Source organism: Nocardia sp. NPDC050175, from assembly GCF_044459885.1.
In the GTDB taxonomy this organism is placed as follows: domain Bacteria; phylum Actinomycetota; class Actinomycetes; order Mycobacteriales; family Mycobacteriaceae; genus Nocardia.
Map to the genome: position 1 here is coordinate 1 of NZ_JBITJI010000002.1, position 15063 is coordinate 15063.

Sequence of the window (15063 nt, forward strand, 5' to 3'; positions counted from 1 at the left end):
TGCGTCCTGCCATATCGATCAGTGTCCCTTCTCGGCCCTCACCAGGCCAAACAGGACTCTAATACCGAGTGGTCTCATTCATCGGGGACGGCCCAAACCCACATATCTGGGGACAACCCGCCAGCGCAAATCCGGTTTTCCAACTCAAGCGCGTTGACGACTCCGGATGGTTCGACAACTACACCGAAAGCTTCGATGCCATCTGGGCAGACGCGAAACCCTGGATACCCTGACGAAAGGCCGATCATGGGCAGGATCGAGTACTACTACGACCCGAAGGCACCCAAGCCCAATTCGCTTGTGGTGGCGTGCAATCTGCTTGTCACAGACGAGCACGAGGCGATTCTGTTGCAGCGGCGTCGTGATACGGGTCAGTGGGCGTTGCCTGGCGGAGCTATGGATATGGGCGAGACGCCCGCCGAGTGTGCCATCAGAGAATGTCAGGAAGAAACCGGTATCATGGCTGAAATCACAGGCTTCCTAGGCGTTTACAGCAACCCGAATCACATCGTCGCCTACACCGATGGCGAAATACGTCAGCAGTACGAGAACACTTACATCGGCCGACCAGTCGGCGGGGAGCCCACTATCAACGACGAGGCCGACGGCGTAACATTCGTGTCGCCTGCGGATTTGGACCAGTACGACATACACCCGAGCATGCGCCAACAGATCGGCGATTATCTGTCGGGAAACTATCCCTACCTCGGATGAGCCAATAGAGCTTGCTCGATCCACGTCACTGTCGCAAATATATCCGGCGCAGCACGCTGAATGAACCGACCCACCAAGGTATCTGGACCGTAGCGGCTCAGAATTTCTGCCACCCGGTCGCCCGCTGTGGTCCGCGTGCCATCCGGTGTTGTTGTTATGTCGCAGTAGGTCAAGGCATCCACCAGCAGCGGATCATCCAGGATAGGAAACTCTGACTCCAGTTCGTCACGCAAACCGCGCTCGTCCGCTTCCAGCAAAGCGAAGGTGTGGTTGGCAACCAGGCGGACAAGCCGCTCGTCGGCGCGATGCTCGTCCCGCAGGAAACGGGCACCGTCCAACGGATGAAACCCGGTCACTGCAAGCCTGGGCGCGTAGCCAACGTCATGGAGGATGGCGGACGCTTCGAGCAAATCCCGGTCACAACTCAGTTGTGCCGCAAGCTCAACCGCGGCTTTGGCTACTCCCTTCGAGTGCGCCCAACGTCGACGCAGCGGTATCTCCAACTCGCGCTTAGCCAAATCCCAAGCCCAAGACGACGACTCGAAGACGGTCATCGTCCAACGCTAACCGTTGTTGGGTGCACTTGGTGGTGATTGCGCGACACCTGGCGGCCCACCCCTTACCCCCCAGCGCATACCGAAGCGTTCCTTATAGCAGGCGCGAGCCTGTACGGGTTACCGGGTTGTGCGCGAAAGAAAGGGGACCTGGGTGGCTATACCCTCCTCCCCTCTCTGTTCACGGCCCACCCTCAGGCATGCGGGCCAAATCTATCTCGGTGAGGGGGAGGGGGGTCGAGCGTGCGGTTTGCTCGATACACCGTTCAATCATCGGCTCGGCAAACCGGACTGCCGATCATGTAGACCATGCTCGACTGGTGGGGCTACTGGGGGAACTGTGAGCTGCGCACCGAAGATGTAACTCGGCCCGCGCGGTAATGGGATGCCGACACATCGAGCGCAGCTAGCGACTACACGGGATTGGTGAGTTACCAACATGACTCGCGTTCCCGGCAATCGGACGGCGCATCATGAAGTAGGGTGCGGCCATGGTTAGCTATCGCGACCTCTTTGAGGTCAATCTTCGCTACACCGACTATGTCCGAGAGAAGTCTTTAACAATCCATCAGTACATGAAGAACATCTCGGCCAGCGGGGCGGGTGTCGAGAACGAAGTACGCCAGATACTCGAATCCATCCTTCCTGCTCGTTTCAAGGTGACGTCCGGTTACATCATCAGTGCCGAAAGCCGAGCGGAGGAACCGGCAGTCAGCCCGCAGGTCGACATCCTGATCGTGGACACCCTCGTTCCGCACTCGCTGTGGGTGGTCGATCAAGCGCACGGAATCGAGATGGTTCCCGTGGAAGCTGTAGTGGGGATAATCGAGGTAAAACGAACCTTGGATGCTGGCAGCATTGCTTCCGCGACCGAGCATATTCGAGATATCGTGACTGCCTCGCGGGTACGAAAGGACGATGAAACTCAGTACTTGCCAGGTGGACTCGTGGTTGGAGGTGGCCTAGACAGTCCTTATCGTGGAAATCCGTTACTCGGCATAATTGGCCTAGTAGCGGCCGATGATTTTGCCGATATACCTGGAGCGATCACGAGCAAGGCTATAGCAAAGGCCTCGGCTAACTCCAATGTCGCGATGCTCGATTTCGCACTAGCGCTTTCCGGAACGTTTGCGGCAGTTGCAGATGAAAACGGCAGATATGAGGTCGCGACGGTGCGCGCAAGCGATCGGCTTTCACGCCTCCTGACTGCTGAGTCGTCAACGCGGCATGGCAGCGGCGGGCGGGTTGCACTGGCTCATGGGCTCGGCTACATCCAGGCGTACATCGGCAAGACTTGTGGTCGCACGGCCAATGTCGAGAACTATTTCTTCAATGACTCCATCAGGTAACTGAGTTTACGAGACCAGGGTGTATTGCCGGGTGGCAGGTACCCACGGGGTCACCCCCTCTCCGGTCGTTCTGGCCTGCCCTCAGGCATACGGGCCAATATCCCCCCGAGTGGGATTCGTGGTCGAGGGACGGGAGGATGCGCCGGAAGCGTGCGATAGGGATGTCTGAGTGGGTGCGCCCTTGACCCTCGGAATCCGTATCCAGAAGACACAACCAAGCGGTGCGGGGTGGCTCAGGTAGTCGGGGGAGGGGTCCCTGGCCCGGTTGGTTTCAGCCAGACGCGAGCATTCGGTGACAAGAATCTGACAAAGAACGCCGGTCGAAGGTGATCTATGACCGGGTATGCGAGTGAATGAAGATCGCTGTACACCAGGATGTTTGACTGAAATTGCCTGATCGTGGTAGTGGGGTGACGGAGCGTTCAAATCCCTCCGCCACCGCCAAAGCCCCTCACCTGATTCAGGTGAGGGGCTCTTTGTTGTGAGGCGTCAGAGGATGATTCGGTCTTTGCCCAGCTCTTTCGTTCCAGTCCTGTTGTAACAACTCGGGTGTTTCGGCCTAGCTCTCGATCCTCAGGGCCTCGGCGATCTTCTCCACGCCCATCTCCGAATCGGTGGCCACCAGGTGCACCAGTTCGAACGCCTCATCCTCGGATAGTGCCGAAAAGTAGCGGCCATTGATCCACAGCATGATTTCCATGGCGGACCACGCGGTGCGCTTGTTGCCGTCCACGAACCCGTGATTGCAGATCAAAGAGTGAAGCAGCGCAGCTGCTTTCAACTCCATCGTGGGGTACGCGTCGGTTCCGAACATCCCGGAGGAGGGACGACCCGCGGAGGAAGCCACCAGACCCGCATCGCGTACGGCCGCAGTGCCGCCCAGGTGGCGGGCATTGAGGTTCACGATGTCCTCCGGGGTCAGGTAGATCATGCGTCGGCCAACCGCTTGAACAGCCCGGCCCGACGTGCGAACACCTCGTCAGCGGCCTCGGCGACCAAAGCTGCGCGAGTCTGCTGCGCGGCCCACTGCTCCACGGCCTGCACCACGGCTGCGTTGGCGGATATGTGCGAAGCCTCGGCGGCCTGCTCGAGGCGAGCCTTGGTCTCGTCGGGGAATCGAACACTCATCGTCTTGGTCATACCGAAATGATACCACATAGGTGAACCATTTTGGTATCACTAGGAGGGTGGGCGCCCGGAAACGACTCGGCCCCGCACCCGAAAGGGGTCCGGATATCGCGAAGATGTTGGGCTGTTCCCGGGCCACCGTCTACCGCTACATGTCGGGTCCCGTTGGCCGGTGCCACGGTCTTCGGCCGCAACAGACCGCGCGGGATGCGCATGTATGTTCGAGCGCGAGTGTGAACCCGAACCGGCCCTGCCTTGCTGTTTGCAAGAAATCGCCTGGTAGCGCTAACTCGGCAACAGGGGTTCAAATCCCTCCGCCTCCGCCAAAGCCCCGCACCTGTTCCGACAGGCGCGGGGCTTTTCCTTTCCCATTGCCTCGGCATGGCGCGGATATCTATCCCGTTTTGATGCAGGAACTTCCGGTGTAGAGGCCGGTTCCGTCGACGTTGATGGTGGTGAACTTCGTTGACGTGTATTGCCCTGGGACGCTTTGGATTGCGGTGAGGTTTTGGGGGCCGGTTTGAGTGGGGGTCCACGTTGTGGTGACGGTGTTGTTGGCTGGGTGGTGGATGGGGTCGCCGGGGAGGCGTTCGCCGTTGCCGGGGATGACGCCGCCGGAGAGCCAGAAGAAGACGGTGCCGGGTGGGGTGGCGGCGTCGGTGAGTGTGGCGGTCACTCGGTAGTGGCAGCCGGTGACGATGCCTTCGGAGCCGAGGTCGACGCTGACGCCGGTCACCTCGGCGTTGGCCGGTGGTCCGGCCAGCACTGCGGTGGCGGTCGCGGCCGCGAAGGCGGCCGCGCCGACTGCGGCGCGAGAGTAGGACCTGCTCATCGTGCTACCTCCCTGACTGGAATTTCACGATTGCCTCACCGTTGCGGCTTACCCAGTCCAGCAGACTGTGCAATCGTTCCGCTACTTCCATACCCATCGGGGTGAGTGAGTATGTGACTTTCGGTGGGGTAGTTGGTTCCACGGTGCGGTCGGTGAGGCCGTAATCGGTGAAGGTGCGCAGGTTCTGCGACAGCATCTTCTCGCTGATGCCGCCGATGTGGTCGCGCAGGACGTGGAACCGCATCGGTCCGTCGCGCAGGGCGGACAGAATCAGCACGCCCCAGCGGCTGGTCAGCTTATCGAGGACGGTGCGGCCGGGGCAGTCGGTGTCGAATATTGCCTGCCGTGTGGTGCCGGGCGAGCTATTGACCAGGGAACCTACCTTCACGGTTAGAGCTTACTTTGAGGTGGGGCCTTACCAAAGGTTAGTCGCTTTCGTATGGTGAGCTCATGGCTCAAATAGCGAAGGTTTTGGTGATCGGTGCGACCGGTCATGTTGGCGGACAGGTTGTTTCGCAACTCGCGGAGACCGAGGTGACGGTGCGCGCGCTCGCTCGCAAACCCGAGGCGGCGTCATTTCCGACCGGCGTCGAGGTCGTGCCCGGCGATCTGACCGCGCCGGAAACGCTGATCCGCGCGCTCGACGGAGTGGACGCCGTCTACCTGACCTGGCCGAATTTGCCCGCCGACAACGTGATTCCGGTGGTCGAGGTGATCGCCGAGCACGCGCGCCGCATCGTCCTGCTGTCCTCCGCCGCGGTCCGCGACGATCTCGAGGAACAGGACAACCCGATCGGCAAGGTACACGCGCTCCTCGAAGAGCCGATCAGGAATTCCGGACTGGAGTGGACTTTCTTGCGCCCCTACGGTTTTGCGACCAACACGTTGGAGTGGGCACCACAGATCCGCACTGGCAACGTCGTGCGCGGCGCATACGGAGCCGCATCGATGACCTTGCTACACGAGGCGGATATCGCGGCGGTCGCGGTGCGGGCACTGATCACAGACGAGCACATCGGTGCGCGATATGAGCTGAGCGGTCCGGCCTCACTGAGCAGGGCCGAGCAGGTAGCGATCATCGGTGCGACGCTCGGTCGCCCACTGGTCTGGGAGGAGATCACCCGCGAACAGGCCGAGGCGCAGATGGATTGGGTACCGGCGGAATTCGCCGACTACATCCTCGGCGGCCTGGCCGCGATGGTGGACACGCCGGGGCTGCCGACGTCAACGATCCAGGAGGTCACCGGATCACCCGCCCGCAGCTACGCGCAGTGGGTCGCCGATCACGCCGCCGACTTCGCCTGACACCTATCCGATACGCAGACAGGAACTTCCGGCATCGAGCCCACTGCCGACAACGTCGACGGTGATGAACTTCGACGACGTGTACTTGCCCGGTTCACTCTGCATGCCGATCAGGTTCTGTGAACCGACCCGGGTCGGCGTCCAGCTGAGGGTGACGGTGTTGTTCTCCGGGTGATGCACGGCGTCACCCGGGATCCGCTCCCCATTGCCCGGGATTACGCCGCCGGCCAGCAGGAAGAACACCGAGCCGGGCGGAACCTCCGAATCGGTGACCGTCGCCGTCACGGTGTAGTGACAGCCGGTCAGCAGCCCTTCGGGCCCGGCGGCGACGCTGACGGATTCGACGTCGGCGTTCGCCGGTGGACCGATCATCACGGCGGTGACGGCAGCGGCCGCGAAGGCCGCGCCACCCACCACGGTTCGAGAGAAAGACCTGCTCATCGTGCTACCTCCTGGAAGGTCGGCATGCGGGCGAGCTGAAAGAAGCGTAATCGCTGACCGGACCTGGCAACCGGCAGTCGTGCCGAATCGTGCGCCGACCCGGGCTTCCTTGCCCTTCATGCAGGCGCTGCGGACTTGTCCACGGTAGCGCCGATACGCCGCGTCGAGGTGAGTACGGCAGCGCCGAGCACCACACACAACAGGGCAGCACCCGCTCCCACCGGAAACAGCCCGACCTGCCAGATCGAGTACACACCCCAAGCGGCCAGCACCGTACCGACCACCGCGGGCACCGTCGTGTCGCGCGCGGCGTACCGCGCACAGAACGCATCCCAGCGCATGCTGACCCGCACCACGAAGAACAACACCACCCCACCGACCAGAATCCACAACGGCCTTGTCTCCCACCAGATTTGCGGATCGTCCGGCAGCAATCGCGACGGCGCCAGCGTCGCCGCCCCGGTCAACATCGCGATCACGGGCACATGCCACAGATAGATCGTCATCAACAACGGCACGATCGCGGTGATCACCCGCCGCACCGACCGGCGCGGTTCCCACCCACCAACCCGCCGGTCCACCCACGTCAACACCGCCAGCTGAACGACGGCGAGAATCGAGATGGCCGAAGTGGGCGGCGCCAGATTGGACACCGGCGCATCGGCCACCCCGAGGGTGGTCGGAAAGTACGGGCCCGCCCCGACCATCACCACCAGCAGCCCGACGCCGACCCCGGCAAGAAGCAGTACACCGGCATCGGTGACCGTCCGCAACAGCCCGCGCGCGTGTACCACCCCGAGCTGATGACAGAACAACCACACGAAGACCAGATTCCACTCGGCGAACCGCCCCGCACCGCCGAATCGCAAGGCGTCCACCGCAATCGAGCACCCCAGCAAAACCAACGGCAACAGCAGCGGAGCCCGATCGTGCAGCACCACCGCGCCAGGTGCCACCGCCACTGCCATCAGATACACCGCGAGAAACCACAGCGGACTGGCGACGACATGCGCGGCCGTCGCCGCCGTCCGCTCGGAGTAGACACCGAGTACCGCGATCACCGGAGCCAGCACCGCGACCAACGCGAGCACCGGCGTGACCAGCCGCCGCGCCCGCGGACCGAGATACTCCCCATAACCCAACCCGCTTGCCCGCCAACGATCCACGATCAGCGTGTTCGCGAATCCGCCCGCGAGAAAGAACAGCGGCATCACCTGAATCAGCCAGGACAACGCCCAGATCGGCCGCCCGTGCAGCGCGGGCTCGCCACGCAGCACACCGTCGGTAACGGTGACCCGCACCGAAATCCAGTGAATGACAACGACGACCCCGATCGCGAAGACCCGACCGAGATCGATCGTCCAACTGCGCGGTCTAGTCACACTCATGGGCGTACCCGCCCCGGCTGAACAGCGGATGAAATGCACCGCACGCCTGCGGTATCGAACCGGCGAGCGATAGTTCGGCGGCAACGGATATTTCGGGCGAATGGGGGTATACGCCGGATAGCTAAATGCGGGAAGGACGTGGTGGCCCATGCGCCGTCGTGCAGTCCGCTCGAGACCGATGAGCGAGAGAAACATGAGAATCGGAAGCCTTATTGTCCTGGTCTGGTTGCTGATCGGCGTTGTCGCCGCAGCTCAGCGGGACTACTTCGACAGCGGACCGGTGAATTGCGCCGGGTTCGGCACCATCGCCGTCACGGTGATCGCAGGCCCGCTCAACTACATGGGCGTGAATCCCAAGGTCGACGATTGCAATGTGCCGCAACCAAGTCCGTAATCCACGGCACCGGTGACCGCGTACCGCACACCGGCCCAACCTGATTCGGCGAACCTCGCGTCCGGCAACGGGCGCGAGGTTCGTTGCGGCGCGCAGGCCGTGTCGCCGCGTTCGGCGCGTCGCGTTCGGGACCCGATAATGAGGGTCGCTCAGAAGACGCCGACGAATGAGGCACTATGCGACTTGGCAGCCTGATTGTCGTGCTCTGGCTCGTGATCGGTGTGATCGCCGCAGGCCAGCGCCACTACTTTGACAGTGGCCCGATCAATTGCGCCGGATTCGGCACCACCGCGCTCACCGTCTTGGCCGGTCCGCTCAACTACGTCGGCATCAACCCGAAGATCGCCGACTGCAACGTTCCGCAGCCGAGCCAGTAGGGGATAAACGCTGATCAGGCGGGGTATTCTCAGGTGGGGAGCACGGAAAGGGAGCGACGACATGCGCGACCAAGAGATTCGCAGCCGCGGTTTTCGCGGCCGAGCAGTGCGCCACACCGGTACCAGAGTGTTCAGCACACTGTTGCTCATCTGGTTGGCCATCGGCCTGATCGCCGCGGGTCAGCGTCACTATTTCGAGAGCAGCCCGACGAACTGCGCGGGTTGGGGCACGATCGCCCTCACATCGCTGGCCGGCCCGCTCAACTACATGGGTATGAACCCCAAGGTCGATGACTGCACGTTGCCGCAGCCGAGCCAATAAAAACCAGCCCCCACCCGGAGAACCGCGTGGGGGCGAATTCTGGAAAATCAGCCGACGTCGGCGGGCAGCTTCGCATCGCCCGGCGTCGGTTGCCCGCGCAACGCGAACAACTTCGCGCCCTCCACATCGATGTCCGGCACGATCTTGTCCAGCCACTGAGGCATCCACCAGGCCCACTTGCCCATCAGCGCGAGCAGCGACGGAATCAACACCATCCGCACCAGGAACGCGTCGAACAGCACGCCGGCCGCCAGCGCGAAACCCATCATCTTCGCGGTCACGTCGGTCTCCAGCAGGAACGAGCCGAACACCGAGATCATGATGACCGCGGCAGAGGTCACCACCCGGGCCCCGTGGTGATAACCGCTGATCATCGCCTCCTTCGGCGGCTTGCCGTGCACGTATTCCTCGCGCATGCGCGTCACCAGGAACACCTGGTAGTCCATCGCGAGGCCGAACACCAAGCCGACCAGCATGATCGGCAGGAAGCTCACGATCGCACGCGGATCCTGGATCAACCCGAGCTTGCCCTCCTGGAAGATCAGCACCGTCGCACCGAAGGTGGCCGCCATCGACAGCAGGAAGCCGAGCGCGGCGGTCAGCGGCACCAGGATCGATCGGAAGACCAGGATCAGCAGGATGAACGCGGCGCCCGCCACGATCGCCATGTACGGCACGATCTTGCCGAGCAGCACGTGGTCGATATCGGCATAGATGGCGGTGGTTCCGGTGATGCCGTATTTCATCCCGTACTGCGATTCGAGCCTGCCCTCGGCCGCGCGGGCGTCCCGGACCAGGTCCTTGGTCGACTGGTCGTTCGGCCCTGACTTCGGTACACCGTTGATGAGCGCGCCGAGTCCGTCCTGACTCAGCCGCGGCTCGGTCACGTAGTCCATGTCCGGTGAGGCCGCGAGCTCGTCGTGCAGCGAATTCAGTGCCGCGGTGCGCTTTTCCGCCGGAACATTCGCCAGATCGACCGCGACCTGCAGCACGCCGTTGCTGCCTTCGCCGAACCCGGCCGTGCGCAGCTCATAGGCCTTCCGGACGGTGGAGGTCTTGGGCATGCTGTCCTCGCCGGGCAGCCCGAGGTTCATGTTCGTCGCGGGCAGGGCGAGCAGCCCGAGCACGACGATACTGAGCACCAGTGCGACGGCGGGCGCCTTGCCGATGGCCTGGGCGAAGCGCATGCCATTGGTGATCGAGTTGTCGTCTTCCGGATCGTGCTGCGCGATGAGCGGCAGCTTCGGCTTGAACAGGTGCCGCCCGAACGCGCCGAGCAGCGCGGGCATCAGCGTGATCGCGGTGAGCACCGCGAACCCGGCCGCGATCGCGCCGCCCAGACCCATGAAGGTCAGGAATCGAACGCCGACGATGCTGAGCCCGACCAGCGCGATGATGACGGTGAGACCGGCGAACACCACCGCCGAGCCCGCGGTCCCGAGCGCGGTGCCCGCCGCCTCGTCCGGTGAATCCTGTACTGCCAGTTCATGTTTGTATCGCGAGACGATGAACAGCGCGTAGTCGATGGACAACGCGATACCGATCATCGACGCGAGGAACGTGGTGAAGCTGGGGATAGAAAGGAACGAGGTACCGAGGAAGATCAGCGCGGTAGCCGCACTGAGCCCAACCACCGCCGTGATGATCGGCACGAACGCGGCGACGATCGCGCCGAACGCCACGATCATCACGATCAACGCCACCGCCATGCCGATCATCTCGGACTGACCGCTCGGCGCCTGCTGCTCCGTCGCGATGGTGCCGCTCAGCTCGACCGTCAAACCCGCGCCGCGCGCCTGGTCGGCCACGTCGTAGGCGGCCTTGCGGCTCTCGGCGGTGACGTCGGTGAAGTTCTTGATGCCGAACGGCACGCTGAAGAACGCGACCGTGTCCCGGTCGGTCTTGTTGAGCACGTTCAGCGGTGCGCCGCTGCACTTCGAGGCGTCCGGCTCGGCGACGAGACAGCCCATCTCCTCGGTCGCGGTGATCGGGTTCGGGATCGGCTTGCTGTGGTCGACGATGCCGAGCTGGTTCAGCTTGTCGATCAGCGCGTCGATCGCCTGCCGGTTGACCGGGTCGGTCAGCTTCTGGCCCGCGGGTGCGCCGAGCACGTAGGTCCCGGTGACGGCGTCGAATTTGAACGCCTCGGACATACCGGGGAAGTGCTGGTCGAGGATCTGCGTCGCGCGCTCCGACGGCAGGTTCGGCATGCTGAAGTCGTCGCTCATCGGCTCCTTCAGCTGGGTGCCGAGCACGCCGAGGATCAGGAAACCGACGATCCAAATGGGCAGCACAATCCACTTGTGGCGGAAGGCGAACTTGCCCCATCGGTATAGATACACGGACACAGGGTTCTCCTCGCGGTGGTCGAGTCGGGCCGGATCGAGCGTCTGAACGCCCGCGGGCCGACTGCGCCCGCCGGGGAACTACCGAGCTGGAGAGGTCGAACTTCTTCTGAGTCTGCTGCGGACGGCGCACAAGATCAAGAACCGACCGCGCAAACAACTCGGCCCCGCACCCGAAGAATCGAGTGCGGGGCCGAGTGCGGAGTGATCAGCTGACGCCGACCGGCACCTTCGCCGTTTCCGTCGACCGCTGCTGCAGTTCACGCAGCTTGGCGCCTTCGACGTCGATATCGGGCACGATCCGGTCCAGCCACTTCGGCATCCACCAGGCCCACTTGCCCATCAGGACGAGCAGCGACGGGATCAGCACCATCCGGACGATGAACGCGTCGAACAGCACGCCGGCCGCCAGCGCGAAGCCGAACGACTTGGCGGTCACGTCGGTCTCGAGCAGGAACGAGCCGAACACCGAGATCATGATGATCGCCGCCGAGGTCACCACGCGGGCACCGTGGTGATAACCGGCGACAACCGCTTCCTTCGGTGACTTGCCGTTGACGAACTCCTCGCGCATTCGGGTCACCAGGAACACCTGGTAGTCCATCGCGAGGCCGAACACCAAGCCGATCAACATGATCGGCAGGAAGCTGATCAGCGGATGCGGATCCGCGATCAGCCCGAACTTGCCCTCCTGGAAGATCAGCACCGTCGCACCGAACGTCGCACCCATGGAGAGCAGGAAGCCGAGCGCCGCGGTCAACGGCACCAGGATCGAGCGGAACACCAGGATCAGCAGGATGAACGCGGCACCGGCGACGATCGCCAGATACGGCACGATCTTGCCGAGCAGCACGTTGTCGACGTCGGCATAGATGGCGGTGGTGCCGGTGATGCCGTATTCCATGCCGAACTCGGCCTGCAGCTGGCCTTCCGCGTCGCGAGCGTCCTTGACCAGGTCCTTGGTGGCCTGGTTGTTCGGCCCGGACTTCGGCACGCCGTCGAGCAGCACGCCCTGCTTGTCTTCGCTCCACTTCGGCTCGGTCACGTAGTCCATGCCGGGGTAGGCGGAGAGCTTGTCGCGCAACGCCTTGACCGCGTTGTCCCGGTTCTCCACCGGCACCTTGGACAGGTCGGCCGCCACGTTCAGCACGCCGTTGCTGCCCTCACCGAAGCCCTCGGTGCGCAGCTCGTAGGCCTTGCGGATGGTGGAGGTCTTGGGCTGGCTGTCGTCGCCGGGCAGGCCGAGGTTCAGCCCGGCCGCGGGCGCGGCGAGCGCACCGAGCACCAGGACGCTCAGTCCGAGCGCGAGCCAGGGTGCCTTGCCGATCAACCGGCCGAAGCGCATGCCGTTGGTGACCGAGTGGTCGTCCTCCGGATCGTGCTGCGCGACCAGCGGCAGCTTCGGCTTGAACAGGAACCGCCCGAACGCGCCGAGCAGCGCGGGCATCAGCGTGATCGCGGTGAGCACCGCGAACGCCGCGGCGATCGCGCCGCCGAGACCCATGAAGGTCATGAACTGCACGCCGACGATGCTGAGTCCGCCGAGCGCGATGATCACCGTCAGGCCGGCGAACACCACCGCGGACCCGGCCGTGCCGAGCGCGGTACCGGCCGCCTCCTCCGGCGAATCCTGTACCGCCAGTTCATGTTTGTAGCGCGAGACGATGAACAACGCGTAGTCGATGGACAGCGCGATGCCGATCATCGAGGCGAGGAAGGTGGTGAAGCTCGGTACCTCGATCACCGAGGTGCCGAGGAAGATCAGCGAGGTGGCCGCGCCGAGACCGATGATCGCGGTGAGGATCGGCACGAAGGCGGCGACGATCGCGCCGAACGCCACGACCATCACGATCAGCGCGACGCCCATGCCGATCATCTCGGACTGGCCGCTCGGCGCCTGCTGCTTCATCGCGATCGAGCCGCTCATCTCGACCGTGAGCCCGGCATTGCGCGCGTCGGCGGCGACCGCGTAGGCCGCGTCGCGCTGCTGGTCGGTGACGTCGGTGAACTTCTTGATGGTGAACGGCACGTTCATCACCGCCACCGAGTCGGGCACGGTCTTGCTGAGCACGTTCAGCGGTGCGCCACTGCACTTTCCGGGATCCGGGTCGGCCAGACATCCCATCTTCTCGGCGGCCGCGACCGGGTTCATGATCGGCTTGCTGTGGTCGACGATGCCGAGGTCGCCCAGCTTGGCGATGAACGCGTCGACGGCCGTGCGGTTCGCCGGGTCGGTGAGCTTCTGGCCCGCCGGTGCGGCGATCACGTAGGTGCCGGTGACGGCGTCGAACTTGAACGCGGCGGACGCGCCCGGAAAGTGCTTGTCGAGAATGTCGTTCGCGCGCGCGGACGGCAGGTCCGGCATGCTGAAGTCGTTCGTCATCGGCTTCTTGAGCTGCGCACCCAAGCCGCCGAGAATCAGGAAGAGCAGCAGCCAGACGGGGAGCACTATCCATTTTCTTCGGAAAGCGAACTTTCCCCATCTGTAGAGGTACACGGACACGAGAGATCTCCTAGCGGTGCTGGGGGACGTGCTGATTCAGGCCGGTGACAGCACTCGCGGGGTGCCCTGCTTGTCCCCGCCTCCACGTGACGCTTTCTGCCTACCGTGCGGTAGGTAGACTATTCGAGGACTAAGCGGAGGTGCAACCTCTATTTCGCCGACACTGTTAGCTCGGCGCACGAATGGTGAGAGGATCATCCGATGACCGCGCGATCTACCCACGGCAGCGTTGCCGCTGGTCGAGGCACGAAATCCGCGATCCGCGACGCCGCGGTGAAGCTATTCGGCGACAAAGGATTCGAGCAGACGAGCCTGCGCGAGGTCGCGGATGCGGTGGGAATCACAAAGGCCTCGCTCTACTATCACTACGCCTCGAAGCTCGACCTGCTACACGCGATCATCGATCCGATCATCGATCACATGCATTCGGTGGTGCTCGATCTGGGCCAGGCCACCCGCGACGCGGACGGCATCAGGGACGTGCTGCGCAACTATCTGCGCGGCCTGGTGCACCACCGCGCCGCGGGCGCGCTGGTGCTGCGCGACACCGTGACGATCCTCAACGCGATGGCCGACCGGCATCCCGATCTCGTCGAGGACGATCAGACGCTGCGCGAATGGCTGGCCGGACCGGACGCCACCGATGAGGCCAAACTGCGCGCGGGTGCGGTGCTCGCGATGCTCGGCGTCGCGCTGATGTCCAGGGAGTTCGCGCCGGGCGCCGACGATGCGCTGGTGGAAACCACCATGCTCGATGCGGCGACCTGCGTGCTCAACGCGCGCAACAGCGCGTAGATTGCAGCTACTCGACGGACCAACCGGAAAACGCCAGGAGATGCTGTGCACATCACCGCGAAGGTCGACTACGCGGTGCGGACGTTGCTCGAGATCGCCCGCGCACCGCAGCTGAACCCGGCCGTGCTCGGCCCCGTCGTGCAGGCCGCGCCGGTGGTGAAGGCCGAGGCGATCGCAACGGCCCAGCGAATCCCGCCGAAGGTGCTGGAGACGGTGCTCGGCGACCTGCGCAGGGCCGATCTGGTGATCAGCAGGCGCGGTCCCGACGGCGGCTACTGGCTGGCCCGCCCGGCCACCGAGATCTCCGTCGCCGACGTGATCAGGGCGATCGAGGGCCCGCTCGCGTCGGTGCGCGGCGAGCGCCCGGAGGACGTGACCTATCAGGGCGCGGCCGAATCGCTGCAGCGTGTCTGGATCGCCTTGCGCGTGAATATTCGTGCGGTACTGGAGAATGTGTCGATCGACGACGTCGCCAACAATCGGCTACCCGAGTTCGTCGACGCGCTCACGAATGATCCGGGCGCATGGGCGCGTAGAGAGCGCCCGCTGAATTAGGTCCGCTGAATCAGACATATCGCCCGCTGAATCAGATGCCAGGGCCACCGAATTGGACGCC

At 63.7% G+C, this 15063-nt stretch carries 17 protein-coding genes; 8 read left to right on the forward strand and 9 right to left on the reverse strand.

Translation table 11 applies throughout. The features are described from left to right. Positions 1 to 246: 246 nt before the first annotated feature. Positions 247 to 714 (forward strand): NUDIX hydrolase, encoded by a 468-nt coding sequence (locus ACIBK2_RS05580; RefSeq protein ID WP_396964080.1) that lies wholly within the window; start codon positions 247 to 249, stop codon positions 712 to 714. Here ACIBK2_RS05580 and ACIBK2_RS05585 read toward each other — a convergent pair. Continuing rightward, positions 702 to 1268, reverse strand: a complete 567-nt coding sequence (locus ACIBK2_RS05585) for an HD domain-containing protein (RefSeq protein WP_396964082.1) — start codon at positions 1266 to 1268, stop codon at positions 702 to 704. The genes ACIBK2_RS05580 and ACIBK2_RS05585 overlap by 13 nt on opposite strands. 491 nt (positions 1269 to 1759) lie before the next feature. On the opposite strand from ACIBK2_RS05585, the gene ACIBK2_RS05590 reads away from it, so the two are divergent. Continuing rightward, on the forward strand, positions 1760 to 2617 hold the full coding sequence (locus tag ACIBK2_RS05590) for a DUF6602 domain-containing protein (RefSeq protein ID WP_396964084.1): 858 nt from the start codon (positions 1760 to 1762) through the stop codon (positions 2615 to 2617). Between the two features lie 559 nt (positions 2618 to 3176). Here the strand turns inward: ACIBK2_RS05590 and ACIBK2_RS05595 are convergent. The 4 genes from ACIBK2_RS05595 to ACIBK2_RS05610 form a co-directional block, all read right to left on the reverse strand. Next, positions 3177 to 3548, reverse strand: coding sequence for a type II toxin-antitoxin system death-on-curing family toxin (locus ACIBK2_RS05595; RefSeq protein ID WP_396964086.1), 372 nt, complete (start codon positions 3546 to 3548; stop codon positions 3177 to 3179). After that, complete coding sequence (locus tag ACIBK2_RS05600; protein WP_330183974.1) at positions 3545 to 3757, reverse strand: hypothetical protein; 213 nt, start codon at positions 3755 to 3757, stop codon at positions 3545 to 3547. The genes ACIBK2_RS05595 and ACIBK2_RS05600 overlap by 4 nt, the downstream gene beginning before the upstream one ends. Before the next feature lie 382 nt (positions 3758 to 4139). After that, on the reverse strand, positions 4140 to 4577 hold the full coding sequence (locus tag ACIBK2_RS05605; protein WP_396964089.1) for a hypothetical protein: 438 nt from the start codon (positions 4575 to 4577) through the stop codon (positions 4140 to 4142). A gap of 4 nt (positions 4578 to 4581) precedes the next feature. Then, positions 4582 to 4965 carry a winged helix-turn-helix transcriptional regulator gene (locus tag ACIBK2_RS05610; protein WP_396964090.1) on the reverse strand — a complete coding sequence of 128 codons (384 nt, stop codon included), beginning with the start codon at positions 4963 to 4965 and terminating at the stop codon, positions 4582 to 4584. 62 nt (positions 4966 to 5027) lie between these two features. Here ACIBK2_RS05610 and ACIBK2_RS05615 point away from each other — a divergent pair, with 62 nt between their 5' ends. Next, on the forward strand, positions 5028 to 5882 hold the full coding sequence (locus ACIBK2_RS05615) for an SDR family oxidoreductase (RefSeq protein ID WP_396964093.1): 855 nt from the start codon (positions 5028 to 5030) through the stop codon (positions 5880 to 5882). 3 nt (positions 5883 to 5885) lie between these two features. Here the strand turns inward: ACIBK2_RS05615 and ACIBK2_RS05620 are convergent, their stop codons facing one another. Both ACIBK2_RS05620 and ACIBK2_RS05625 read right to left on the reverse strand, forming a co-directional pair. After that, on the reverse strand, positions 5886 to 6323 hold the full coding sequence (locus tag ACIBK2_RS05620; RefSeq protein ID WP_396964095.1) for a hypothetical protein: 438 nt from the start codon (positions 6321 to 6323) through the stop codon (positions 5886 to 5888). A 116-nt stretch (positions 6324 to 6439) separates the two neighbouring features. Further along, positions 6440 to 7711: an acyltransferase family protein gene (locus ACIBK2_RS05625; protein ID WP_396964097.1), complete on the reverse strand. Its 1272-nt coding sequence runs from the start codon at positions 7709 to 7711 to the stop codon at positions 6440 to 6442. A 193-nt stretch (positions 7712 to 7904) separates the two neighbouring features. Between ACIBK2_RS05625 and ACIBK2_RS05630 the strand changes: the two genes are divergently transcribed. From ACIBK2_RS05630 to ACIBK2_RS05640, 3 genes are all read left to right on the forward strand, one after another. Further along, the gene (locus ACIBK2_RS05630) at positions 7905 to 8105 is read left to right on the forward strand and encodes a hypothetical protein (RefSeq protein ID WP_396964099.1); all 201 of its coding nucleotides are present in this window, start codon (positions 7905 to 7907) and stop codon (positions 8103 to 8105) included. 176 nt (positions 8106 to 8281) lie between these two features. After that, on the forward strand, positions 8282 to 8482 hold the full coding sequence (locus ACIBK2_RS05635; RefSeq protein ID WP_396964101.1) for a hypothetical protein: 201 nt from the start codon (positions 8282 to 8284) through the stop codon (positions 8480 to 8482). A gap of 61 nt (positions 8483 to 8543) precedes the next feature. Next, positions 8544 to 8804, forward strand: a complete 261-nt coding sequence (locus ACIBK2_RS05640) for a hypothetical protein (RefSeq protein ID WP_396964103.1) — start codon at positions 8544 to 8546, stop codon at positions 8802 to 8804. 47 nt (positions 8805 to 8851) lie between these two features. Here the strand turns inward: ACIBK2_RS05640 and ACIBK2_RS05645 are convergent, their stop codons facing one another. Beyond that, complete coding sequence (locus ACIBK2_RS05645; RefSeq protein ID WP_396964105.1) at positions 8852 to 11152, reverse strand: MMPL family transporter; 2301 nt, start codon at positions 11150 to 11152, stop codon at positions 8852 to 8854. A 205-nt stretch (positions 11153 to 11357) separates the two neighbouring features. Continuing rightward, positions 11358 to 13652, reverse strand: coding sequence for an MMPL family transporter (locus ACIBK2_RS05650; RefSeq protein ID WP_396964107.1), 2295 nt, complete (start codon positions 13650 to 13652; stop codon positions 11358 to 11360). A gap of 201 nt (positions 13653 to 13853) precedes the next feature. On the opposite strand from ACIBK2_RS05650, the gene ACIBK2_RS05655 reads away from it, so the two are divergent. Together ACIBK2_RS05655 and ACIBK2_RS05660 are read left to right on the forward strand one after the other, a co-directional pair. Continuing rightward, positions 13854 to 14447, forward strand: a complete 594-nt coding sequence (locus ACIBK2_RS05655; protein WP_396964109.1) for a TetR/AcrR family transcriptional regulator — start codon at positions 13854 to 13856, stop codon at positions 14445 to 14447. A 45-nt stretch (positions 14448 to 14492) separates the two neighbouring features. Continuing rightward, complete coding sequence (locus tag ACIBK2_RS05660; RefSeq protein ID WP_357379929.1) at positions 14493 to 15002, forward strand: Rrf2 family transcriptional regulator; 510 nt, start codon at positions 14493 to 14495, stop codon at positions 15000 to 15002. The last annotated feature ends 61 nt before the right edge of the window (positions 15003 to 15063 follow it).